General features: G+C 70.6%; 21 protein-coding genes. 10 read left to right on the top strand and 11 right to left on the bottom strand.

From position 1 onward, the window contains the following. Positions 1 to 43 precede the first annotated feature (43 nt). The 5 genes from Q7X29_RS07625 to Q7X29_RS07645 are packed head-to-tail and all read right to left on the bottom strand — an operon-like array spanning position 44 to position 3,474. Positions 44 to 1,297: a primosomal protein gene (locus tag Q7X29_RS07625; protein ID WP_218717691.1), complete on the bottom strand. Its 1,254-nt coding sequence runs from the start codon at positions 1,295 to 1,297 to the stop codon at positions 44 to 46. A gap of 20 nt (positions 1,298 to 1,317) precedes the next feature. Beyond that, positions 1,318 to 1,671: a YbaB/EbfC family nucleoid-associated protein gene (locus Q7X29_RS07630; protein ID WP_316573629.1), complete on the bottom strand. Its 354-nt coding sequence runs from the start codon at positions 1,669 to 1,671 to the stop codon at positions 1,318 to 1,320. Beyond that, positions 1,668 to 2,021, bottom strand: a complete 354-nt coding sequence (locus Q7X29_RS07635) for a hypothetical protein (protein WP_218717692.1) — start codon at positions 2,019 to 2,021, stop codon at positions 1,668 to 1,670. Before Q7X29_RS07635 ends, Q7X29_RS07630 begins: the two co-directional genes overlap by 4 nt. Next, positions 2,018 to 3,151 (bottom strand): C40 family peptidase, encoded by a 1,134-nt coding sequence (locus Q7X29_RS07640; protein WP_316573631.1) that lies wholly within the window; start codon positions 3,149 to 3,151, stop codon positions 2,018 to 2,020. Before Q7X29_RS07640 ends, Q7X29_RS07635 begins: the two co-directional genes overlap by 4 nt. Next, complete coding sequence (locus Q7X29_RS07645; protein ID WP_218717694.1) at positions 3,148 to 3,474, bottom strand: type VII secretion target; 327 nt, start codon at positions 3,472 to 3,474, stop codon at positions 3,148 to 3,150. The genes Q7X29_RS07640 and Q7X29_RS07645 overlap by 4 nt, the downstream gene beginning before the upstream one ends. Before the next feature lie 143 nt (positions 3,475 to 3,617). Between Q7X29_RS07645 and upp the strand changes: the two genes are divergently transcribed. After that, positions 3,618 to 4,241, top strand: a complete 624-nt coding sequence (upp, locus tag Q7X29_RS07650) for a uracil phosphoribosyltransferase (protein ID WP_218717695.1) — start codon at positions 3,618 to 3,620, stop codon at positions 4,239 to 4,241. A 41-nt stretch (positions 4,242 to 4,282) separates the two neighbouring features. Next, positions 4,283 to 4,693, top strand: coding sequence for a DUF4913 domain-containing protein (locus Q7X29_RS07655; protein ID WP_316573632.1), 411 nt, complete (start codon positions 4,283 to 4,285; stop codon positions 4,691 to 4,693). Positions 4,694 to 4,924: 231 nt separating this feature from the next. Here the strand turns inward: Q7X29_RS07655 and Q7X29_RS07660 are convergent, their stop codons facing one another. Both Q7X29_RS07660 and Q7X29_RS07665 read right to left on the bottom strand, forming a co-directional pair. Continuing rightward, on the bottom strand, positions 4,925 to 6,433 hold the full coding sequence (locus Q7X29_RS07660; protein ID WP_316573633.1) for a phospho-sugar mutase: 1,509 nt from the start codon (positions 6,431 to 6,433) through the stop codon (positions 4,925 to 4,927). Further along, a complete protein-coding gene (locus tag Q7X29_RS07665; protein ID WP_218717698.1) occupies positions 6,434 to 7,213 on the bottom strand; it encodes a purine-nucleoside phosphorylase in 780 nt (259 codons plus the stop codon). It lies immediately after the preceding gene. A 251-nt stretch (positions 7,214 to 7,464) separates the two neighbouring features. On the opposite strand from Q7X29_RS07665, the gene Q7X29_RS07670 reads away from it, so the two are divergent. From Q7X29_RS07670 to Q7X29_RS07680, 3 genes are all read left to right on the top strand, one after another. Beyond that, on the top strand, positions 7,465 to 8,166 hold the full coding sequence (locus Q7X29_RS07670) for an enoyl-CoA hydratase-related protein (protein ID WP_316573634.1): 702 nt from the start codon (positions 7,465 to 7,467) through the stop codon (positions 8,164 to 8,166). A 49-nt stretch (positions 8,167 to 8,215) separates the two neighbouring features. Beyond that, entirely contained in the window at positions 8,216 to 9,418 is a 1,203-nt protein-coding gene (locus Q7X29_RS07675) for a M20 family metallopeptidase (protein WP_316573635.1), read from the top strand. Positions 9,419 to 9,543: 125 nt separating this feature from the next. Next, on the top strand, positions 9,544 to 10,707 hold the full coding sequence (locus Q7X29_RS07680; RefSeq protein ID WP_218717707.1) for a M20 family metallopeptidase: 1,164 nt from the start codon (positions 9,544 to 9,546) through the stop codon (positions 10,705 to 10,707). Between the two features lie 120 nt (positions 10,708 to 10,827). On the opposite strand, the gene Q7X29_RS07685 is transcribed toward Q7X29_RS07680, so the two are convergent. Further along, complete coding sequence (locus Q7X29_RS07685) at positions 10,828 to 11,289, bottom strand: gamma-glutamylcyclotransferase (RefSeq protein ID WP_218717701.1); 462 nt, start codon at positions 11,287 to 11,289, stop codon at positions 10,828 to 10,830. Positions 11,290 to 11,497: 208 nt separating this feature from the next. Between Q7X29_RS07685 and Q7X29_RS07690 the strand changes: the two genes are divergently transcribed. The 4 genes from Q7X29_RS07690 to Q7X29_RS07705 all read left to right on the top strand — a co-directional run bounded on the left by Q7X29_RS07690 (position 11,498) and on the right by Q7X29_RS07705 (position 16,906). Next, positions 11,498 to 12,898, top strand: coding sequence for an NAD(P)H-quinone dehydrogenase (locus Q7X29_RS07690; protein WP_218717702.1), 1,401 nt, complete (start codon positions 11,498 to 11,500; stop codon positions 12,896 to 12,898). A gap of 288 nt (positions 12,899 to 13,186) precedes the next feature. After that, entirely contained in the window at positions 13,187 to 14,272 is a 1,086-nt protein-coding gene (locus Q7X29_RS07695) for a hypothetical protein (RefSeq protein WP_255587498.1), read from the top strand. Between the two features lie 71 nt (positions 14,273 to 14,343). Beyond that, a complete protein-coding gene (locus Q7X29_RS07700) occupies positions 14,344 to 15,639 on the top strand; it encodes a hypothetical protein (RefSeq protein WP_316573636.1) in 1,296 nt (431 codons plus the stop codon). Positions 15,640 to 15,733: 94 nt separating this feature from the next. Next, positions 15,734 to 16,906, top strand: a complete 1,173-nt coding sequence (locus Q7X29_RS07705) for an aminotransferase-like domain-containing protein (protein WP_316573637.1) — start codon at positions 15,734 to 15,736, stop codon at positions 16,904 to 16,906. Between the two features lie 4 nt (positions 16,907 to 16,910). Here the strand turns inward: Q7X29_RS07705 and glpK are convergent, their stop codons facing one another. Next, the gene (gene glpK / locus Q7X29_RS07710; RefSeq protein ID WP_316573638.1) at positions 16,911 to 18,407 is read right to left on the bottom strand and encodes a glycerol kinase GlpK; all 1,497 of its coding nucleotides are present in this window, start codon (positions 18,405 to 18,407) and stop codon (positions 16,911 to 16,913) included. 234 nt (positions 18,408 to 18,641) lie between these two features. On the opposite strand from glpK, the gene glpD reads away from it, so the two are divergent. Next, the gene (gene glpD / locus Q7X29_RS07715) at positions 18,642 to 20,426 is read left to right on the top strand and encodes a glycerol-3-phosphate dehydrogenase (RefSeq protein ID WP_316573639.1); all 1,785 of its coding nucleotides are present in this window, start codon (positions 18,642 to 18,644) and stop codon (positions 20,424 to 20,426) included. 3 nt (positions 20,427 to 20,429) lie between these two features. On the opposite strand, the gene Q7X29_RS07720 is transcribed toward glpD, so the two are convergent. Continuing rightward, positions 20,430 to 21,263, bottom strand: coding sequence for an MBL fold metallo-hydrolase (locus Q7X29_RS07720; protein ID WP_316573640.1), 834 nt, complete (start codon positions 21,261 to 21,263; stop codon positions 20,430 to 20,432). Continuing rightward, positions 21,263 to 21,826, bottom strand: a complete 564-nt coding sequence (locus Q7X29_RS07725) for a TetR/AcrR family transcriptional regulator (RefSeq protein WP_218720900.1) — start codon at positions 21,824 to 21,826, stop codon at positions 21,263 to 21,265. The genes Q7X29_RS07720 and Q7X29_RS07725 overlap by 1 nt, the downstream gene beginning before the upstream one ends. Positions 21,827 to 21,835 lie beyond the last annotated feature (9 nt).

The following is a 21,835-nucleotide window of genomic DNA, read 5'->3' on the forward strand; positions in this document are numbered from 1 at the left end:
CAGGGGCGGTGCCGGATCGGCACCGCCCCTGTGTCGTCGGGCGCTATTCCTGGGTGAGCCGCGCTTCGAAGGCGCGCTGCAGGTCGCGGAACTGCTGGGCCTCCGCGGCGAACGGCGGGTTCGGCGCCATCCGGTTGGGGTCCGGGTTCAGCAGGTAGGAGACGTACCAGCCGAGCGGATTCGACTGTGCCAGCGCCTGATCCACGCTGTCGTCGTCGGCGTAGTCGGCGGCGTCGCTGAACAGTTCGACGGCCAGGTCGAGCTGCTCGATATCGACCGCTTCCGGGCCCTCGGCCAGGTCGTCGACCAGACCGGTGAGCACGTAGACGTTCTCGTCGGTCACCTCGACCTCGAGCGAACCGTCCACCGCCGCGGTCTGCACCTCGGCGAAGGTGGAGACCCGGGCCAGCTCGTGCTCGTGGTCGTCGGCCAGGTAGCGGGCCAGCGCGCGCTCGGAACCGAACACGGTGATGGTGCGGCCGTCACCGAGGAAGATCGGCTCGTCGTCGAGGTAGCAGCGCAGGGTGAAGTGCTCGCCGTCGGAGGTGACGATCTTGACCGGGTCGATGCCGACCTCGTGCCAGAAGGAGTCGTCCTCGTCCTCGTCCTCTTCGTCGTCGTCCTCGGCGGCGAGGTCGACGCTCTCGAACTCCTCGTCCTCCTCGGCCACGTCGTCGGCGTCGACCTCGTTCTCCTCGGCGGCCAACAGCTCGGCCTCGGCGACGGCGACCGCGGCCGCGTCGACCTCGGGGGTGCTGACGACACCGTCGATCGCGTCGAGCACGTCGTCCCAGCCCTTGACGATGGCCGCGCCGACCTGGTCCCACAGCTCCTCGCCGTCGCGGCCGACGAAGGTGCTCGCCCCGCTGGCCAGCGCGCCGAGTACCGGGTTGGACCCGAAGAACTTGGTCACCACGTCGAGCTCGCACACCTCGCCGATGTTGCGCACCATCGCCAGGGTGTCCTCGAGCTCGCCGACGACATCGACGTCCGGGTCGCCCGCCGCCAGCTCGGGCACGGCGACCAGATCGAAGCTGAAGTTCTCCTCCGGCTCCAGCTCGGCGGCCGAGAGACCAGCGATGATCGCCCAGGACGGGTGGTCGACGAGATCGTTGTCGGAGTTGGTGCGGATGAACGCCGCCAGCTCCGCAACGGACTCGAATCCGTAGAGGTCGTCCTCGTGACCGAGGAACGCCTCCCACTCGTCGTCACCGTCGCGCCAGCGCGGTGCCCACAGGGTGACGAGATCGCCATCGGTCAGACCGAGCTCGATCGGGACGATGTCTCCAGAAGCCATGACGCGAAGCCTATCGACCTTCAGCGCCGGGCACTATCCGGCCCGGGTGCTAATTGCTCCGAGCCCTGCGGCGCGGACCCGGTGAGCGATTCGTTCAGTGTCGCAATGATGTTGGAACGAGCCGCGCCGGCGGTCTCGGTGGCCTGCCTGCACGCCGTCAAGATGAGCTGCGCGGCCTCGGTGGGCGCCAGCGCGGTGATCCCCTCGTCCAGCGACAGCGCGACCAGTGCGCCGTCGCTGTTGACCTCGGCGGTGACGAGTCCGTCTTCGGTGGTGAATCGCCCGTTGACCTGCTTCAACCCGTACAGCGCCGCCTCCAGCGCCTCGAGTTTTCCGGTCACCCCGGCGACCAGGGCATCCATTTCCGCGCTCACAGTGGCCTCATCCAACTCGTCTGACCGGTGTCGGCGTCGTCGATGCGATCGAGCTCGTCGACCGCCTGGCGCCGGGTGGGCAGGTTCATCCGGTCCAGCAGGTGATCGGGGATCTCGGCCTGCTCGCTGTAGATCTCGCGCAGGCGGGCCGCGGCGGCGATGGTCGAGCGCCTGGTCAGACGCAGGATCTCATCGGCCAGCGCCTGGGCGCCGTACTGGTACTCGCTGCGTTCGAACTTGATCGCGATCGGCAGGCCCATGCTGGTCGCGCGGACCGAGATGGTGCCGGACCGGTTGGTGCTGACCGCGGACTCCACATTGGGAACCTCGGGGATCGGCGTGCCGGTCATGCGGTAGGCCTGTAGAAGCCGTAGAACTCCATGCCACTGTTCTCCGTTCGGATGGAACTGATCGAGACGGGATCGCCTGCCTCGACGAGCTGCCCGTTGCCGACCACCATGGCGACGTGACCGTCCCATACGGCCAGATCGCCCGGCATCAGGTCACCGGGGGATACCTGAGGATGTCCGATGTGCTGTTCCTGTGCGAGCCGGGGGAGCTCGACCCCTGCCTCGCCGTAGGCGTACTGGGTCAGGCCGCTGCAGTCGATGCCGGAGCCCGGGCTGTTGCCGCCCCAGACGTACGGGGTGCCGACGGCGCTGATCGCCGAGCGCACCGCCGTCGCGGCCTCCTCGTTGGGCGCCTCGACGGTGCTGCCGTCGGGCAGGGTGATCTTGACGCCGGTGCCGGTCGACCCGGTCGAGGAGCCCGACGACGACCCGGTGGAGGTCTTGCTGCCGTTGTTCGTCGTGGTGCCGGTGGTGGTCGACTTCGAGCTGCTGGAGGTACCGCTCAGCGCGCTCGACAGGCCCGAGGACACGGCGCTGAGCACCGAACCGCCGGTGCCCGACAGCAGGCTCGACGCCGAGGACGCGAGGCTGGAGATGCCCGAGGACGTGCTCGCCAGTGACGTGCTCGACGGCGCCGGGGTGAGCTCCTGGATCGCCGCGGTCTGCGTGCCCAGCTCCTCCTCCACCCGGCTGACGACGCCGAGACCCTGACCGATGTGGTCGATCGCCGAGCTCACCACGGCCACCAGGCCCGCGGGGGTGGCCAGGGTGGGGCTGAGCGCCGACACGTCGGCGAGGAAGGAATTGACGATGGTGTCGAGATCCTTCTGCCCGGTCTCGACATAGGCCGCGGCCTGGTCGACGACGGTCGCCATCTCGTTGCCGGTGTCGGACAGGGTGGCCGAGGAGGTCTGCACGCGCAGCGCCTTGGAGGTGGCGGCGTCGACCGCCATGCCGTCCCACGCGGTGTTCACGTTGTTGATGCTGTTGCGGCCGAGCTCGTAGATCTGGTCGAGGTTGGTCGAGGTGGACCGCAGCCCGTCGGACGCGCCGCCGGTGCCCAGCACCCCGGTGCCGAAGCTGGACAGCAGATCCAGCAGGGGCTGGGCCAGTCCGCTGAGGTCGATCATGCCTCGGTGCCGATCTCGCCCGCCGAGCCGAGCCCGCCCGCGAAGTCGGCGTCGGTGTCGACGAGGGTGGTCGCCGCGCTCGCGGTCGCCGCGCTCATACTCGCCATGACCGCCGAGAGCTGACCGATCGCGGCCACATGGCCGGCGTGCGCCGCCGAGTACGCGGCGACGAAATCGCCGCCGATCAGGCCCATGATCGGGCCGAGCAAGCCGGGGGCCGAGGCGATCGATCCGGCGACCGCCGTCGCCAGGTCGGTGGACATGACCCCGGCGGTCGCGCTGTAGGCGACGATGCCCTCCGCATCGGCCGACATCTTAGTCATCGAACTTCCCCCAATCCTCGAGTTCCCGGGCAGAGTACGTCACTCTCTTGCTTGGACGCACCGAGGCCGCATTCGGTTCCCTCGACCGCGAAAATTTCCCCAGCAGCCGCACCCGGAGCGCCTGGTGACCCTATCGTTTTTTCATGCGCACCGACACCGTCGATCACCCGCTGGCCGCGACCCTGCTGAGCACCATGCGGGACGCCCGTACCGACAACGCCGCGTTCCGCACGGCATTGCGCGACCTCACCGGCATTCTCATGTACGAGGCGCTGCGCGACGCGCCCGTCGTGCGTGAGCCGATCGACACGCCGGTGGCGGTCACCGAAGGCGTGCGGCTGGCCGCGCCGCCGCTGCTGGTTCCGGTGCTGCGCGCCGGGCTCGGCATGGTCTACGCCGCCGCGGATCTCGTGCCCCAGGCGCGGGTCGGTTTCGTCGGCATCGCCCGCGACGAGCAGACCCATCAGCCGGTGCCCTACCTGGAATCGCTGCCCGCCGACCTGAGCGGCCTGCCCGTGTTCGTCCTCGATCCGATGCTCGCCACCGGCGGCTCGATGCGCCACACCCTCGAACTCCTCGTCGCCCGCGGCGCCACCGACATCACCGCCGTCTGTGTCGTCTCCGCGCCCGAAGGTGTTGCCGCCCTGGCCGACTCCGGCCTACCTGTCCGTCTGGTCACCGCCGCCGTCGACGAGAAACTCAACGAGAACGCCTACATCGTCCCCGGCCTCGGCGACGCGGGCGACCGCCAGTTCGGACCGCGCTGAAATCCTGTCACTGACCGGCCGATCTGTGTCATTCTGCCTCTATGGGGAGTGCGGACAGCAGCGGGGACGAACCGGTCGATCGGGTCTACGCCGATGTGCTGGAGTGGGTCTCGGGGTACTTTGCCGGGCTGGTCGGTGACACCGTGGGATACCGGCCGGGCGAGCAGGTGCACTGGTGCCCGGAATGGTGGCGGCACGCCGGTGCGCTGGTCCGGCTCGATGCGTTATGGCAAGCCTGGGAGGAACTGCGGCTCGGCGGCGGGTTCGGCCTCAGCGTGTGGTTCCTCGATCACGCGGATCCGCATGTCCGCGTGCTGCTCTCGTCGTCGGGGCCGTTCCGGCAGTGCTCGATCGAGCGCGGCCACCGCTCAACATCGCCACTGCCGATCGCCGAGATGCCACCGGCGGATCGTGAACTGTTCGACCGCCCGCAGGTGCGCGAAACCCGGTGACGCGGCCTGCGCGTCAGTCGTTCCGAACGAACAGCTCGAGGTGGTCACAAGCGACGCATCGGTAGGCGTCGACATCGACGGCCGCTTTACGGGAGCGCCTCGTGCCGCCGTAAGAGCCGCTCTGGAATGGACCTTCCAGCCATCGAGTCTCGGCCTCGGCATTGCTTCCAGTACCTTCCAGCCTGCCGAGGCGCAGAACAGTTCCGCCGCAATGAGTGCAGTGCTTCTCGATCACCGCGTCCCCGTGTCGAGGGAACGGCAGTAGTCGGCCAGTTCGGCTAGGCGGTGGGCCGCGGCGGTGCGGGCCTGCGGAAGGGCGGTGGGGTCCGGGACCGGGGCGAAGACCTCCAGGTAGCACTTGAGTTTCGGTTCGGTGCCCGAGGGACGCACGACGATGCGGAAGTCGTCGGCGTCGAAGATCAGGGCGTCGGTGCGCATCCGGCCGCGGACCTGGGACTGGTCGGTGAATTTCACCGGGGTCGCGGCGATCTCGCTGGGCGGGTTCGCGCGCAGGGCGGCGGCGAGGGCGCTCGCGGCGGCCTGGTCGGGCAGGCGCAGGGAGACCTGATCGCCCGCGTGCAGGCCGAATTCGACCGCGTAGGAATCGAGTTCGTCCTGGAGGGTGCGGCCCTCGGCCTGCAGCAGGGCGACGAGGTCGGCGGCCGCGACGGCGGCGGAGATGCCGTCCTTGTCTCGGACGGTGGCCGGGTCGACGCAGTGGCCGATGGCTTCCTCGTAGGCGTAGACGAGCCCTTCGCCCGCCCTGGCCAGCCATTTGAAGCCGGTGAGGGTCTCGGCGTAGCGGGCCGATCGGGCCGGGGCCAGCTTCGACAGCAGTCGCGAGGAGACGAGGGTGGTGGCGACCAGCGGGTCGCCGGTGGCGGTGCGCAGGACGTAATCGGCCAGCAGCACACCTGTTTCGTCGCCGCGCAGCATGCGCCAGCCGGCGGGGCCGGGCACGCCGAGGGCGCAGCGATCGGCATCGGGATCGAGCGCGATCGCCAGATCGGCGTCCACCCGTTCGGCCAGTGCCAGCAGCAGGTCGGCCGCGCCGGGTTCCTCGGGGTTCGGGAACGCGACGGTCGGGAAGTCGGGGTCGGGGGCGAACTGCTCGTCGACGACGTGCACGTCGGTGAATCCGGCGGCGGCCAGCGCCCGCACCGCGAGCTCCCCGCCGACGCCGTGCAGCGCGGTCAGCGCGATCCGCACCGGAGCCCGCTCGCCCGCGCCGCCGAGCACGCCGGGCAGTTCGGCGACGCGCGCGAGGTAGCGGTCGACCAGTTCCGCGCCGGACGGGGAGACCGGCTCGCGCGCGATCGGGTCGCCCACCGCCTCGATGCACCGCTCGATCTCGGTATCGGCGGGCGCGATCAGCTGGGACCCGCCGTCGAGGTACACCTTGTAGCCGTTGTCGGCGGGCGGGTTGTGCGACGCGGTGATCTGCACCCCGGCCACCGCGCCCAGCTGCCGGACCGCGAACGCCACCACCGGCGTCGGCACCGGCTCGGGCAGCAGCGTCACGGGAAAGCCCGCGGCCGTGAAGATCTCGGCGGTCGCGGTGGCGAACTCGGCCGAGCCGTGCCGGGCGTCGCGCCCGACGACGACCGCGCCGCCGCCCAGGCACCGTTCGCGCAGCCAGGCCGCGACACCGGCGCTCGCCCGCGACACGGTGGTCACGTTCATGCCGTCCGGGCCCTCGCGCAGCGGTCCACGCAGGCCCGCGGTCCCGAAGCGCAACATCTACACGCGCTCCAGGATCCCGCGCAGCAGCTTGCCGAGCCGAGGCGCGGCGGCCTGGCCCTCGGCGAGCACTTCCGCGTGCGACAGGTGCTGACCGGTGACGCCTGCCGCGAGGTTGGTGACCAGCGAGATGCCGAGCACCCGCGCGCCGCGCGAGCGCGCCTCGATCGCCTCCAGCACCGTCGACATGCCGACCAGGTCGGCGCCGATCGTGGCCAGCATGCGGATCTCGGCGGGTGTCTCGTACTGCGGGCCGGTGAGCCCGGCGTAGACGCCCTCGGTCAGGCTGGGGTCGATCTCCCTGGCCAGGGCGCGCAGTTCGGGGTCCCAGGCATCGACCAGGTCGACGAAGCGGGCGCCTTCCAGCGGCGTGCGCGCGGTGAGGTTGAGGTGATCGGCGATGAGCACCGGCTCACCGACCCGCAGGCCGGGCCTGATCCCGCCCGCGGCATTGGTGAGCAGCACGATCTCGGCCCCCGCCGCGATCGCCGCCGTCACCGGGTGGACCACCTGCTGGGGCGTGTAGCCCTCGTACAGGTGCTGACGGCCCATCAGCAGCAGCACGTTGTTGTCGTCGACGGTGACCGAATGCACCATGCCGCCGTGGCCCTGCGCGCTGGGTTTGCCGAAGCCGGGTAGCTCCGGCATGGCGATCGAGGCGTGCGGCGCGCCGATCTCGGCGGCTGCCTCCTGCCACCCCGATCCCAGCACCACGGCCACGCGATGACGCGGCACTCCCGTACGTTCGGCGATCGCCTGAGCGGCCTGTTCGGCAAGCATGGGCTGAGTCTATGCGGCGCGGGCGCCGCGTGTTCGCGGCCCCGAGGGGTCGCCGGTCAGGCGCCGCGGCTTGCTCCCTCGTCGCGTGCGCCGCGGCGCCTGACCGGCGACCCGGCCGCGAACCGGCCGCTGCGCGGCCGCCCCTCCTCGAGGTCGGGGGTGCGGGGTCGGGCGGGCGGGACGCTATCCGTTGGCGGGCGGAGGCTACCCGTTGGTAGGTAAGTGCCCAGCTGCGGTTTATTCTTCCCGTCATGCCGTATTTGGAGCGCTCCGGTGATGTGTTCGTCCTGTACCTCGGGAACGAGGGGGAGACCGACAACGAGAACCGTTTCTCGCCGGGTTGGATCGATGCCTTCCACGCCGCCCTCGACGAGGTCGAGGCGTCGGAGGGTGCTGCCGCGCTGGTCACGGTGGCGACCGGCAAGTACTACAGCAACGGTCTCGACACCGACTGGCTGTTCGGCAACCTGGACAAGATCCACGGCTACCTCGACCGGGTGCACACCCTCTACACCCGCCTGCTGACCTTCCCGATGCCCACCGTCGCCGCGATCAACGGCCACGCGTTCGGCGCGGGCGCGATGCTGGCCTCCTCGCACGACTTCCGTGTGATGCGCGGTGACCGCGGCTTCTGGTCGCTGCCCGAGGTGCACCTCGGCATGCCCTTCACCGTCGGCATGAACGGCCTGCTCAAGGGCCGGCTGAGCAACCAGGTGTGCGTGCAGGCGATGACCACCGGCCACCGCTTCGCCGCCGACGAGGCGATCGCGGCGGGCATCGTGGACGCGAAGGCCGACGCCGAGGAGGTGCTGCCCGCCGCGATCGGGCGCGCCGCCGCGCTGACCAGCCTGCGCAAGCCGATCACCCCGATCATCAAGACCGCGCTGCACGCCGAGACCCTGGCCGCGCTGGCCACCCCGGTCACCGCCGAGAACCTGCCGTTCGGCAGCTGACTCCCGCGCCGGTGCGCCCCGGACCGCCGCTGATGCGAGACTGGGGGGTATGGCACCCTCGCGCACCGGCGAATTCTCGGCCACCGCCTCCGATGCCGCGATCGCCGCGGCATCGGAGGAGCTGATCGGCCTCTCGCACGCGATCCACGCCGAACCCGAGCTCGCTTTCGCCGAGACGCGCAGCGTCGCCAAGATCCTCGCGTCCCTGGCCGAGCGCGGTTTTCTGATCACCACCGGCGTCGCGGGCCTGCCGACGGCCTTTCGCGCCGTCTACGGCAGCGGCCCGCTGACCGTCGGTATCTGCGCCGAATACGACGCGCTGCCCGAGATCGGGCACGCCTGCGGGCACAACATCATCGCCGCCTCCGCGGTGGGCGCCGCGATCGGACTGGCCGAGGTCGCCGATCAGCTCGGTCTGACCGTCGTCGTGCTCGGCACGCCCGCCGAGGAGAGTGGCGGCGGCAAGGTCCTGATGCTCGAGGCGGGCGCCTTCGACGACATCGCGATGGCGATGATGGTCCACCCCGGCCCCGCCGACATCGTCGGCGCGCGCTCACTGGCCCTGGCCGACCTGTCGATCGTCTTCCACGGCCGCGAGGCGCACGCCAGTGCCGCACCGGAGCTCGGCCGCAACGCCGGTGACGCGGTGACCCTGACCCAGGTTGCCGTCGGCTTGCTGCGCCAGCATTTGCGCCCTGGCCAGCAACTGCACGGTATAGTCGCTGACGGTGGCGTAGCCCCCAACATCGTGCCCGGACGGGCGGAGTTGCTGTACTACCTCCGCGCGGCCGATTCCGCGTCACTCGACGACCTGATGCGACGAGCGAAGGCGTGTTTCGAGGCGGGCGCCCTGGCAACCGGCTGCACTCACGACATACGGACGCTCGCGCCCACCTATACCGAGCTCACCCCCGACCCGGTTCTCTCGGCTGTCTACCGCGCGCAGATCACCGGATTGGGCAGGGTGCCGATCGCGCCCGAGCTCGAGGTGCTGCGTCCGCTCGGGAGCACCGACATGGGCAACGTCACCAACGTGATCCCCGGTATCCACCCGGTGATCGGCATCGACGCCGGTGGCGCGGTGACCCATCAGCCGGACTTCGCCGCCGCCGCGGTGAACGCCTCGGCCGATCGCGCGGTGCTCGACGGCGCCCGCGCACTGGCGCGTACCGCTGTCGCGATAGCGCGCGATGAAGTACACAGGGACAGGTTGTTGCAACGGCTGGTCGAACGACAGGAGGACATTCGGTGAGCATTTCCGGCTATTCGGGCACCGCGCGCGCAGGCGCCGACGCGCTATCGATGGGCGTGGGAGCCCACTCGATGATGCGTGAGAACGCGGTCTGTCCGACCATGCCGGACACCGAACGAACCGATATGCCAGGAGCGGAGATCGTCGACGCGTGGCTGGCCGAGCACACCGCCGACCTCGTGCAATGGCGCAGGCACATCCACGCCAACCCCGAGTTGTCGCGCGCGGAGTTCGCCACCACCGAGTTCGTCTCGGGGTGGCTGACCAAAGCGGGTCTGAGCTGGGACGTACTGCCCGGCGGCACCGGCCTGATCTGCGATCTGGGGCCGACCGGCACGCGGCGCATCGCCCTGCGCGCCGACATGGACGCGCTGCCGATGCAGGAGTTCACCGGTCTGAGCTTCGCCTCGACCGTGCCGGGCGTCTCGCACGCCTGCGGGCACGACGCGCACACCACGGTGCTGCTCGGTACCGCGCTGGCGCTGGCCGAGGCCGAGCACACGCTGCCGGTCGGGGTGCGGCTGGTGTTCCAGCCCGCCGAGGAAGTGATGCCGGGCGGTGCGCTCGACGTCGTCGCCGCGGGGGCGATGCAGGGCGTCGACCGGATCTTCGCGCTGCACTGCGACCCCCGGCTGGAGGTCGGCAAGGTCGGCCTGCGGACCGGGGCGATCACCTCGGCCGCCGACACCGTCGAGCTGGTGTTGGACTCGCCGGGTGGGCACACCTCGCGCCCGCACCTGACCAGCGATCTGGTCTACGCGATCGGCACGGTCATCACCGGCCTGCCCGGGCTGCTGAGCCGTCGGGTGGATCCGCGCACCAGCACCGTCATGGTGTGGGGCGCGGTCAGCGCGGGCAAGGCGCCGAACGCGATCCCGCAGACCGGCATGCTCACCGGCACCGTCCGCACCGGCGACCACGCCACCTGGCTGCTGCTGGAACCGCTGGTCCGCGAGATCGTCGACGGCCTGCTGGCGCCGACCGGCGTGCGCTACCAGCTCAACTACAAGCGCGGCGTGCCCCCGGTGGTCAACGACCCCACCTCGGCCCTGATGTTCGAGAACGCGGTTCTGGCGATGGGCCCCGACGCCCTGGCCGACACCCCGCAGTCCGGCGGCGGCGAGGACTTCTCCTGGTACCTGGAGGAAGTTCCCGGCGCCATGGCCCGACTGGGCGTCTGGTCCGGCACCGGCGACCAACTGGACCTGCACCAGCCCACGTTCGACATCGACGAGCGAGCCCTGGCCGTGGGCGTGCGGACCCTCACGAACATCATTCTTCAGGCGTGAGCAGCACCGAAGCACACGGGTAACTCACCGGGTACGGGCTGAGTCCCACGACCGCCGGCCGCCGACGAGAAAGTCAGCGGCCGGTGAGTCCGGCCAGAATTCGCGGAGAGGCGGACGAGCTCAGGCGCCGGGGCCGACGTTCTTGCTGTTGCGGGTGCGCAGGGCGTGGACGTAATCCTCTGGGGCGCCCGCCTTCTCGGCCGCGTCGGCGATCACGCCGATGTAGCGCGCCGACGGCAGTCCGCCCTCGTAGGCGTCGAGGACATACAGCCACGCCAGCCGGGACTCGCCCTGGGTGCCGGTGACCCGGATCCTGATCTTCTTGTGGATACCGAAGTCCGAGCCTTCCCAGCGGTCGAGGCGTTCCTCGTCCTCGGGGGAGACGTCGTAGAGGACGACGAATACCCGGGAGCCCGGATCCTCGACGACGGTGGCCAACGGCCCTTCCCAGCCGATGTCGTCACCGGCGAAGGTCAGGCGCCAACCTTCCAGCCACCCGGTCCCGGACATGGGCGAATGCGGGCAGCGTTCCAGCATCTGCGTCGAGTCCATGTTGGACCCGTAAGCGGCATAGATCGGCACCTGACGAACTGTAGCCAATAACAGCAGTGGAATTCCTGTCTCCCACCCAGATCGGCTGACGGTCACAGTTGTGGCGGGCTTCGACACGCCGAACTTGTTCACCGATCCGACCCCGAACCGTCACAGCGCACCTGAAATGATGGGGTGACAGTACGGACGGGTCCTCACAAGGGACGCGGCTGATCAGGCGAATACAGGGAGCGTGGCTGTGGCACGGATTGCGATCATCGGTGGCGGACCGGCGGGATACGAGGCGGCGCTGGTGGCCGCCCAGCACGGGGCCTCGGTCACCCTGGTCGACGCCGACGGCATCGGCGGCGCGTGCGTGCTCTGGGACTGCGTTCCCTCCAAGACCTTCATCGCCTCCACCGGTCTGCGCACCGACCTGCGCCGGGCTCGTGATCTGGGCATCACCCTCGACGCCAGCCAGGCGCAGGTGCACCTGCCCGAGGTGAACGGCCGTGTCAAGGCGCTCGCGCTGGCCCAGTCCGCCGACATCCGCGCCAAGCTGCAGGCCGCCGGGGTGCAGTTGCTGGCGGGCCGGGGCGAATTGGTCGGTCCCGCCGCCGGATTGGCGCACCGCGTCAGGGCCACGCTGGCCGACGGCAGCGCCGAGGAGTTCGAGGCCGAGGTCGTGCTGATCGCGACCGGCGCCAGCCCGCGCGTGCTGCCCGGCGCCGAGCCCGACGGTGAGCGCATCCTGAACTGGCGCCAGCTCTACGACCTGCAGGAACTGCCCGAGACGCTGGTGGTGGTGGGTTCCGGCGTCACCGGCGCCGAGTTCGTCTCCGCCTACACCGAGATGGGCGTGCGGGTGAAGCTGGTCTCCAGCCGCGACCGCGTGCTGCCGGGCGAGGACGCCGACGCGGCGCTCGTGCTGGAGGACGCGCTGGCCGAGCGCGGCGTGGAACTGGTCAAGCACGCCCGCGCCGACGCGGTGGAGCGCACCGCCGACGGCATCGTGGTGAAGCTGTCCGACGGCCGTACCGTGACGGGTTCGCACGCGCTGATGACCGTGGGTTCCACCCCGAACACGCAGAGCCTGGGCCTGGACCGGGTCGGCATCGAGCTCGATCGCGGCGGATACCTTCGCGTCGACCGGGTTTCGCGCACCTCGGTGCCCGGCATCTACGCGGCGGGCGACTGCACCGGCCTGCTGCCGCTGGCCTCGGTGGCCGCCATGCAGGGCCGCATCGCGATGTATCACGCGCTGGGCGAGGGCGTGAGCCCGATCCGCTTGAAGACGGTGGCCTCGGCGGTGTTCACCCGCCCGGAGATCGCGACCGTCGGCGTCAGCCAGACCGCCATCGACAACGGCGAGGTGCCCGCCCGCACGGTGATGCTGCCGCTGAACACCAATCCGCGCGCGAAGATGTCGGGGCTGCGGCGCGGTTTCGTCAAGATCTTCTGCCGCCCGGCGACCGGCGTGGTGATCGGCGGTGTGGTCGTCGCGCCGATCGCCTCGGAGCTGATCCTGCCGATCGCGCTGGCGGTGCAGAACAACCTCACCGTCACCGATCTCGCGCAGACGTTCTCGGTGTATCCGTCGCTGACCGGTTCGGTCACCGAAGCCGGGCGTTTGCTGATGCGCCACGACGACCTGGACTGAGCGGCCGCGCCGGAATGTGAGTCGGATCACTGAACGGCGAGGTTTCGAATTGTCTTGTTCGACAACGGTGGTCGTCGATTCCGCGCGGGGGTCCCGGAGCGTGTTTCCGCAGGCGGAGCGGCAGCGGTGCGAAACTTACTGCTGCGTTGCCTGTCCCGCGCTCATGTGGTTGACTCACGGCCGAGGCGCGATCAGAAGTGGTCGCGTGGTGGAGCAGTGGGGGATTCCCTCCGGGAAAGGGATAAGCGAAAAGTGAAGCATCGTAAGCCGAGTCGGGCGCAGCGAGCGATGGCCAGCACGTCGTTGCCCCTGGCCGCTGCGGCTGCCGTGGCAACCATTCTCGCGGCTCCGGCCGGCGCGGTCCCCAGTGACCAGCCGACCACTCCCGCGACCCCGGCGCCTGCGCAGCCGGGCACCCAGCAGCCCTCGGAGGAGGCGCCGGAGACCGGCGGCCCCGAGCAGACGCAGCCGGAGACGCCGGAGAACGTGAAGCCGGGCGAGACCAAGCCCGGTCAGACCAAGCCGACCCCGGCCCAGCCGGGCGTGACCAGCCCCGCGCCGGGTCAGCCGGGTCAGGCCACGCCTGCCACCCCGACCCCGAGCCAGCCGGGCGTCACCAGCCCGCGCGTCGCGCCGCTGCCGGTGCCGGGTCAGACCGGCCAGGGCGGCCAGGCGCAGCCGGCCGTGCAGCCGGAGCGCGCGGGCACCACCCCGCAGGAGGAGACCACTCCAGGCCAGCAGGGCACCACGCCCGGCCAGCAGGGCACCACCCCGGGTCAGCCGGGTACCACGCCCGGTGGTCAGCAGTCGCAGGGTCAGCCGTCGCAGACCCAGCCGAGCGTGCCGTCCGATCAGGGCACGGCCACCGAGGGCGAGGGCTCCGACCAGCTCGTGCAGACGCCCACCTGGCAGGCGCCGCACTTCACCGACGCCCCGGCCGCGCCGGTCGTCGAGATGGAGGGCCCGCACCAGGAAGTCGGCGTCTCCATCGACGGCGGCGGCGTGCTGCCCGGTGTGGTCAACACCCACCACTACAACAACGCCTCCGGCTACGTCGGCACTGTCGGCTACCGCACGCCGACCGGTTTCGGTGACGCGGGCGTCTCGGTCGAGTACATCGGCGAGAACTCGGTGAAGGTCACCACCTACAACGGTGGCGACGGCCGGGCCGACAACACCACCGTGACCGTCCTCGACACCACCCAGGCCAACCTGGCCAAGGCGGCGGTCGAGAACTGGATCAAGGCGCAGCCGGGTGGCGCCGCCGCGATCGAAGCGGCCGCAAAGGCTACACTTCCGGTGCCGGGGGAGCTGCTTCAGACGGTGAACGTCGCAGGTGTCACCACCCAGTGGGGTGGCTCGCTCCAGTACTGACACGCAGTACGTCGTGTGGGGCGGTCGGATGGCGACCGCCCCACACGTGTGTCCTGGGGAAAGGATTGGATTTGGGCACCGACGGTGACGACAACGAGCGCGGCGGCACACCACCCGCCGCCGGATTCGGTCCTCCCGTAGGCGATTTCGGGCCGCCCGTCGACGACGTGACCACCGGTTTCGGTGGTCCGCTCGCCGCGGCCCCGCCGCCCGCGCCGCCCGGCGGCCACCCGGAGATGGGCTGGCGACCGGCCGCGCCGCCGTCCGGTCCGGCCGCCGCGCCCGGTCCGTTCGGCGCGCCGATCGCCGGACAGCCGCCCGTCCCGCCGCCGCCGACGATGCCCCCGCGTCCGCCGGTACAGCCCGCCGCGCCCACCTCGGTCTTCGGCGACGCCGTGGCCACCCCGCCGCCTGTGCCGCCGCAGGCGCCCTCGCCGTTCGGCGCCCCCGATCCGCGCATGAGCGCGCCATCGGAAGACCAGACGGTCCGTTTCACCGGTGAACTGCCGCGCCGGGACGGTTCGCCGTTCGGTGACTCGGTGCCGGTGACCTCGGGTCGTGAGCACACCGAGGTGATCCGCCGCGAGCGGCCGACGCCGCGCGCCCAGGCGCCCGTCGACGCCCCCGCCCCCGAGACCGTGCGGGTGCCCGCGCCGGAGCCGGTGCGCGCGCCGATCACCGAGGAGCCCAAGGCCGACGACAAGGCCTGGTGGAACAGCCCCGACGAGGGCGGCGCGGTCCCGAAGCCGCCGTCGGAGCCCGGGTTGTCCTGGGCCGACGACCCGATCGCCCGTCGCCTCGCGCCGAAGACCCCGGTGACGCCGGTCAGCGAGAAGCCGGACATCGACAAGCGCCGCCTGCGCTGGATCATCGGCGGCGCGGCGGCCGCGGTGCTGCTCGTCGTCGCGCTGATCCTGACGATCGCCCTGGTCAAGCGCGGTGGTGGCAGCGACCCCGGCGTGACCGCCGCCCCGATTCCGTCGATCGCCTCGCCCACCGAATGCAAGGCCGTGGCCGAGCAGGCCGTCACCGTCGGCAACGGCCCGGGGGACACCTCGTCCGGCTCGAAGGCCATCCTGGGCTTCCAGTACGCCTTCTACGTCGACCGGTCCGGGGCCAAGGTGCGCGACTACGTGGCGCCGGACGCCGAGAACATCTCCACCGCCGAGACGATCCAGAAGGCGATCGACGAGCTGATCCCCACTGGGTCCAAACACTGCGTGAAGATGCGCGAGACCGCCGTCGGCCGCTACGACGTGGAACTGCGCGAATGGCATCCCGATGGTTCGGCGATCGTCTACAAGCAGGAGATCGTCACCACCAACACCGATGGGAAATGGCAGGTCAAGTCGATTACGGCGCGATAGCGGTCCCATAATCTGGGATCTCTATTTCACATCCTGGCGAACGGTATGCAATCGTGGGATGATTGCGGTTCCGTGGCGTTCCCGGGAGGTTTCCATGTTGTCGACAACTCCAGCACTGGCGAGCAAGCTCGCGGGCCTGCAGAGCTCGGCGATCAGGGACCTGCTCAAGCTCACGGCGCGCGCCGACATCATCAGCCTCGCGGGCGGGCTGCCCGACGCGGCGCTGATGCCGCGCGAGCGCATCGCCGCCGCCGCGCAGGCCGCGCTCACCGACGCCGCGGCCCTGCAGTACACCGAGTCGCCGGGCTGGCCCGCACTCCGTGAGGTGATCGCGGCGCGCGAGTCCGCGCGGATCGGCCGCGCGGTGCCGCTCGGGGAAGTCTTCATCACCCACGGCTCGCAGCAGGCGCTCTCGCTGCTCGCCGAGGTGCTGCTCGATCCGGGTGCGCTGGTGATCGTCGAGGATCCCGCGTATGTCGGTGCGCTGCAGGTGTTCCGGGCCGCGGGCGCGCGAATCGTCGCGGTGCCGCTCGACGGTGACGGCATGCGCGTCGACGTGCTGGAAGACCTGCTCGCCGCCGGGGAGCGCCCCGCCGTCGTGCACACGGTGTCCAACTTCCACAACCCGGGCGGGGTCACGCTGGCCCCCGAACGCCGCCGCCGCCTCGCCGAACTCGCCGAGGCGCACGGCTTCTGGGTCATCGAGGACGACCCGTACGGTGAGCTCTGGTTCGACCGGCCCGCGCCCGATCCGGTCGCGAGCTACTCGCCGCAGGTGATCCGGCTCTCCAGTACCTCCAAGATCCTGGCTCCCGCCCTGCGCGTCGGCTGGATGGTCGCGCCCGACCACGTCTGTCGCGCGGTCGAACTGCTCAAGCAGGGCGCCGATCTGTGCGGTTCGGCCCTCACCCACCAGATCGCCACCGACTTGCTGACCGACACCGATTGGCTTGCCGCCCACGTCGATTCGGTGCGCTCCGCCTACGGCAGCCGGGCCCGTGCGCTGGTCTCGGCGGTGCGCGACACTTTCGGCGAGCGGGTGCGCAGCACCGACGCGACGGGCGGCATGTTCGTCTGGGTCGACTTCACCGACGGCACCGACACCACGGACCTGCTCCCCGCGGCCCTCGACGTCGGCGTGGCCTATGTCCCCGGCGCGGCCTTCGCCGTCTCCGACGCCTACCGTTCGTCGATGCGGCTGTGCTTCACCACCTCGGACGAGGCGACCCTGGCCGAGGCCGTGGCCCGGCTGGGGCGTGCGCTCTGAGTCCTCAGACCCAGCCGTAGGTGCGTTCGACCGCCTTGTTCCATTCGGCGTAGCGCAGGATGCGCTCGTCCTCGGACATGGTGGGCGTCCAGGTGTGATCCGCGGTCCAGTTGGCGCGCAGGTCGTCGAGGCCGGACCAGTAGCCCACGGCCAGGCCCGCCGCGTAGGCGGCGCCGAGCGCGGTCGTCTCGCGGACCACCGGGCGGACCACGGGGACGTCGAGGATGTCGGACTGGAACTGCATGAGCAGGTCGTTGCCGGTCATGCCGCCATCGACCTTGAGCGTGGTCAGTTCCAGATCGAGCTGCTGGGCGCCGGCGTCGGCGCGCATGGCGTCGACGACCTCGCGGGTCTGGAACGCGGTGGATTCCAATGCGGCCCTGGCCAAATGGGCCTTGGTGACGAACCGGGTCAGGCCCGCGATGACACCGCGGGCGTCGGGCCGCCAGCGCGGGGCGAACAGCCCGGAGAAGGCGGGGACGAAGTAGGCGCCGCCGTTGTCCTCGACGCTGCGCGCCAGCGGTTCCACCTCCTCCGCCGAGGAGATGATGCCGAGATTGTCGCGCAACCACTGCACCAGCGAACCGGTGACGGCGATGGACCCCTCCAGTGCGTAGACGGCGGGCTGGTCGCCGAGCTGATAGCACGCGGTGGTGAGCAGGCCGTGCTTGCTGATCACCGGGGTGGTGCCGGTGTTGAGCAGCATGAAATTGCCGGTGCCGTAGGTGTTCTTGGCCTCGCCGGGCGACAGGCACGCCTGGCCGAAGGTGGCGGCCTGCTGGTCGCCGAGAATGCCTGCCACGGGCGCCCCGGCGAACGGTCCCGCGGTGATCTCGGCGTAGACCTCCGAAGAGCTGCGGATCCGCGGCAGCAGCGACATCGGGATGTCGAACTCGGCGCAGATCGCCGAATCCCATTGCAGCGTACGCAGATCCATCAGCATGGTGCGCGAGGCATTGGTGACGTCGGTGAGGTGCTCGCCGGTCAGCTTCCACAGCACCCAGCTGTCCATGGTGCCGAAACAGAGGTCACCGGCCTCGGCGCGGGCGCGGACACCGGCGACGTTGTCGAGGATCCAGCGCAGCTTCGGACCGGCGAAATAGGTGGACAGCGGCAGGCCGGTGCGTTCGGCGTAGCGCTGCGGGCCCTGATCACCGGCGAGTTCGGCGCACAGCTGATCGGTGCGGGTGTCCTGCCAGACGATCGCGTTGTAGACCGGTGCGCCGGTGGCGCGATCCCAGACGACGGTGGTCTCGCGCTGGTTGGTGATGCCGATGGCGGCGAGGTCACCGGCCGAGCAGCCGGCGTTGCCCAGCGCCGCGCCGAGCACCCATTCGGTATTGCGCCACACCTCCGCCGGATCGTGTTCGACCCACCCCGGCTTCGGGAAGATCTGGCGATGCTCCCGCTGCGCGGTCCCGACGATCCGGCCCTGCCGGTCGAAGACGATGCAGCGACTCGAAGTCGTGCCCTGATCGATGGCGGCCACATAGCGACGCATTGATGCAGGCTACCGAACCCCGGACCGGCGACGCTGCCGCTTCGTCGCGAAGACACCGCCGCGCGCTCCCGGCTGTTTTCCGCGCCGAATTCGCTGCCACACCCCGCGGTGAACGTCCCGCGCGCCGCGAAGGCACTACGTTTAGCCTGTACGCAGCGGCGCCGGGACCGTGCACGGCGTCGACCCACTGTCGGGAGATTCCGACCGTCCTCGGTCGGCGGCGAGGAGTCGAGCATGTCGCAGACACCGGAGTTTCCGTTCCTGCGCCCGGGCGAACTGGTCGCGGGCGGTCAGCGGCTCGGGCCCGGTCAGCTCGGCCCCGACCAGCGTCGCGCCGCCTGGGAACGACTCGGCAAGGACCAGTTCGACGTGCTGGTCGTCGGCGGGGGCGTGGTCGGAGCCGGTATCGCGCTCGACGCCGCGACCCGTGGCCTGTCGGTCGCGCTCGTCGAGGCCCGCGATCTGGCCTCGGGGACGTCGAGCCGGTCGTCGAAGATGTTCCACGGCGGCCTGCGCTATCTCGAACAGCTCGAGTTCGGTCTGGTCCGGGAGGCGCTGAAGGAACGCGAGCTGGCGCTGTCGACCCTGGCGCCGCATCTGGTGAAGCCGCTGCGGTTCCTGTACCCGCTGACCCGCCGGGTGTGGGAGCGGCCGTACGTGGCCGCGGGCCTGACCCTCTACGACACCATGGGCGGCGCCAAATCGGTTCCGGGACAGCGTCACCTGACCAGGCACGGCGCGATGCGGCTGGCTCCGGGATTGCGCCGGGACGCGCTGATCGGCGGTGTCACCTACTACGACACCGTCGTCGACGATGCCAGGCACACCATGACCGTGGCCCGCACCGCCGCCCACTACGGCGCGGTCATCCGCACCTCCACCCAGGTCGTCGGATTCCTGCGGGAGGCCGACCGGGTCGTCGGGGTGAAGCTGCGCGACACCGAGGACGGGCGCACCGGGGAGGCGCGCGCGAATGTGGTGATCAACGCGACCGGCGTGTGGACCGACGAGGTGCAGGGCCTGTCGCGGCAACGCGGCCGATTCCATGTGCGCGCGTCCAAGGGCGTGCACATCGTGGTGCCGCGCGACCGCATCGTCAGCGACGCCGCGATCATCCTGCGCACCACCACCTCGGTGCTGTTCGTCATCCCGTGGGGCGCGCACTGGATCGTCGGCACCACCGACACCGACTGGAAACTCGACCTCGCCCACCCCGCCGCCACCAAGGCCGATATCGACTACCTGCTCGACCGGGTGAACGAGGTGCTGGTGACCCCGCTCACCCACGCCGACATCGACGGCGTCTACGCGGGCCTGCGGCCGCTGCTGGCCGGGGAGAGCGACGAGACCTCCAAACTGTCGCGTGAACACGCGGTGGCCCGCGTCGCGCCCGGCCTGGTGAGCATCGCCGGCGGCAAGTACACCACCTACCGGGTGATGGCCGCCGACGCGATGGACGAAGCGGCGCAGGACATTCCGGCCCGGGTGTCGCCGTCGATCACCGAGAAGGTCGCGCTGATCGGGGCCGACGGCTACTTCGCATTGGTGAACCAGACCGTGCAGCTGGCCGAGCACTACGGCGTGCACCCGTACCGGATGACGCACCTGCTCGACCGTTACGGCTCGGTGGTCGACGAGGTGCTGTCCCTGGCGGCGGGCAGACCCGAACTGCTGCAACCGATCACCGACGCGCCCGCCTACCTCCAGGTCGAGGCGGTGTACGCGGCCGCCGCCGAGGGCGCGCTGCATCTCGACGACATCCTGGCCCGTCGCACCCGCATCTCGATCGAGTACGCCGATCGCGGCGCGCACTGCGCCGAGCAGGTCGCGCACCTGGTCGCGCCCGTATTGGGCTGGGACGCCGACGATATCGACCGCGAGGTGACCATGTATCAGGCGCGGGTGCGGGCCGAGATCGAATCACAGACCCAGCCCGACGACATCTCCGCCGACGCGCTGCGGGCGGCGGCGCCGGAACCGCGCCCGCAGCTGCTCGAGCCGGTACCGCAGGAGCGGTGACCGCTAGACGGTGGCCTTCTGCAACGCGCGCAGTTCGACCGCGTTGTGCGCGCAGAACACCTCGACGTCGTCGCCGTGCCCACGCAGCAGTTCGCGCAGCCGCTCCTGATTGTCGATCCGGTCGGACCCGACGGTCTGCACCAGGCGCTCGAACAGCGCGGCGCCGGGTGGCTGGTGCGGGTGCCCGAGATCGAGCTGACCGGGATGGAAGTACGCGTCACCGACCGCGAACTTCCAGCCGGCGCCGGTGTCGATCGCGATGCCCGCGTGGCCGCGGGTGTGCCCGGCCAGCGGGATGATCAGCAGTTCGGCCGGCAGGCCGCGCAATTGGCGCACCGCGCCGAAGCCGAACCACGGCTCACCGAGTTCGTCGTAGCTCGCCCAGCGCGGCTTGTGCTCGAATTGCGCCGTGCGATAACGGAATTTCTCGCGCGGACCGAAATGGCCCTCGAGCGCGCGCAGTTCCTCGCCGTAGACGTGCACGGTGGCCTGGGGGAATTCGGCGAGACCGCCCGCGTGGTCGAGATCGAGGTGGGTGAGCACGATGTCGGTGACGTCCTCGCGGCGGAAGCCCAATGCCTCGATCCGGCGCGCGATGGTGCCCTCGAGCTCGAGGACGGGACGGGTCAGCCGGATGAAGCGGCGGCCGAGCCAGGCGTCGGGACGGCGCACCGCGCCTTCGCCGATGCCGGTCTCGATCAGTACCAGCCGGTCGTCGAGTTCGACGAGGACGCAGTGGCAGACCATTTCGGCTCGGCGGGCGAGGCCGCCGACGCCGTCGAGCAGACGGCCGCCGAAAGGACGCATGGTGCCGCCGTCGAGGTGGTGCAGACGCATCAGGAGAGCTCCTGTTCGAGGGTGGCGCGCAGGTGGTCGGCCACCGCGCGCAGAGGGGTGAGGTCACGTCGGGTGCGGGCGAGCAGGAGTGCGCCTTCGAGCATGGCCAGGGCCACCGTGGACAGCTGGTCGGCGCGGTCGTCGGGAATTCCCTTGGCGCGCAGGAACTCGTCGATGGCGGTGCGCCAGGAGTCGAAGCCGGTGACGCAGGCTTCGCGGATCGGTTCGCTGTCGACGCCCGCGTCGAGGGCGATGGTGGCGATCGGGCAACCGCGCTGGAAGTCCGAGTCGGTCAGCATCGTGGCGAGGGCGGCGAAGACGCCGTCGATATCGCCGGCCGCGAGCGCGTCGGTGAGCAGCGTCCGCAGCGTGTCGGACGACTGGGCGATGGCCTCGGCGGCGAGCTGTTCCTTGCCGCCGGGGAAGTGGAAGTAGAACGAGCCCTTGGGCGCGCCGCCCGCGCTGACCAGCTGATTGACGCCGGTGGCGTGGTAGCCCTGGGTGTGGAACAGGTCGGCGGCGGCGTCGAGGAAACGCTGCCGGGAGTCCGTGCGTGGGGTCACCGGCTCAGC

Origin of the sequence: Nocardia canadensis (genome assembly GCF_032656385.1) — a bacterium.
Taxonomy (GTDB): domain Bacteria; phylum Actinomycetota; class Actinomycetes; order Mycobacteriales; family Mycobacteriaceae; genus Nocardia; species Nocardia canadensis.

Bases quoted from the DNA above. Each gene is read 5' to 3' on its own strand.
- Q7X29_RS07640 (WP_316573631.1), bottom strand. From the start codon at position 3,151: ATGATCGACCTCAGCGGACTGGCCCAGCCCCTGCTGGATCTGCTGTCC.
- glpK (WP_316573638.1), bottom strand. From the start codon at position 18,407: ATGCGTCGCTATGTGGCCGCCATCGATCAGGGCACGACTTCGAGTCGC.
- Q7X29_RS07625 (WP_218717691.1), bottom strand. From the start codon at position 1,297: ATGGCTTCTGGAGACATCGTCCCGATCGAGCTCGGTCTGACCGATGGC.
- Q7X29_RS07675 (WP_316573635.1), top strand. From the start codon at position 8,216: ATGGCACCCTCGCGCACCGGCGAATTCTCGGCCACCGCCTCCGATGCC.
- Q7X29_RS07680 (WP_218717707.1), top strand. From the start codon at position 9,544: ATGCCAGGAGCGGAGATCGTCGACGCGTGGCTGGCCGAGCACACCGCC.
- upp (WP_218717695.1), top strand. From the start codon at position 3,618: ATGCGCACCGACACCGTCGATCACCCGCTGGCCGCGACCCTGCTGAGC.
- Q7X29_RS07670 (WP_316573634.1), top strand. From the start codon at position 7,465: ATGCCGTATTTGGAGCGCTCCGGTGATGTGTTCGTCCTGTACCTCGGG.
- glpD (WP_316573639.1), top strand. From the start codon at position 18,642: ATGTCGCAGACACCGGAGTTTCCGTTCCTGCGCCCGGGCGAACTGGTC.
- Q7X29_RS07660 (WP_316573633.1), bottom strand. From the start codon at position 6,433: ATGTTGCGCTTCGGGACCGCGGGCCTGCGTGGACCGCTGCGCGAGGGC.
- Q7X29_RS07665 (WP_218717698.1), bottom strand. From the start codon at position 7,213: ATGCTTGCCGAACAGGCCGCTCAGGCGATCGCCGAACGTACGGGAGTG.
- Q7X29_RS07695 (WP_255587498.1), top strand. From the start codon at position 13,187: ATGGCCAGCACGTCGTTGCCCCTGGCCGCTGCGGCTGCCGTGGCAACC.
- Q7X29_RS07635 (WP_218717692.1), bottom strand. From the start codon at position 2,021: ATGACCGGCACGCCGATCCCCGAGGTTCCCAATGTGGAGTCCGCGGTC.
- Q7X29_RS07720 (WP_316573640.1), bottom strand. From the start codon at position 21,263: ATGCGTCTGCACCACCTCGACGGCGGCACCATGCGTCCTTTCGGCGGC.
- Q7X29_RS07655 (WP_316573632.1), top strand. From the start codon at position 4,283: ATGGGGAGTGCGGACAGCAGCGGGGACGAACCGGTCGATCGGGTCTAC.
- Q7X29_RS07645 (WP_218717694.1), bottom strand. From the start codon at position 3,474: ATGACTAAGATGTCGGCCGATGCGGAGGGCATCGTCGCCTACAGCGCG.
- Q7X29_RS07705 (WP_316573637.1), top strand. From the start codon at position 15,734: ATGTTGTCGACAACTCCAGCACTGGCGAGCAAGCTCGCGGGCCTGCAG.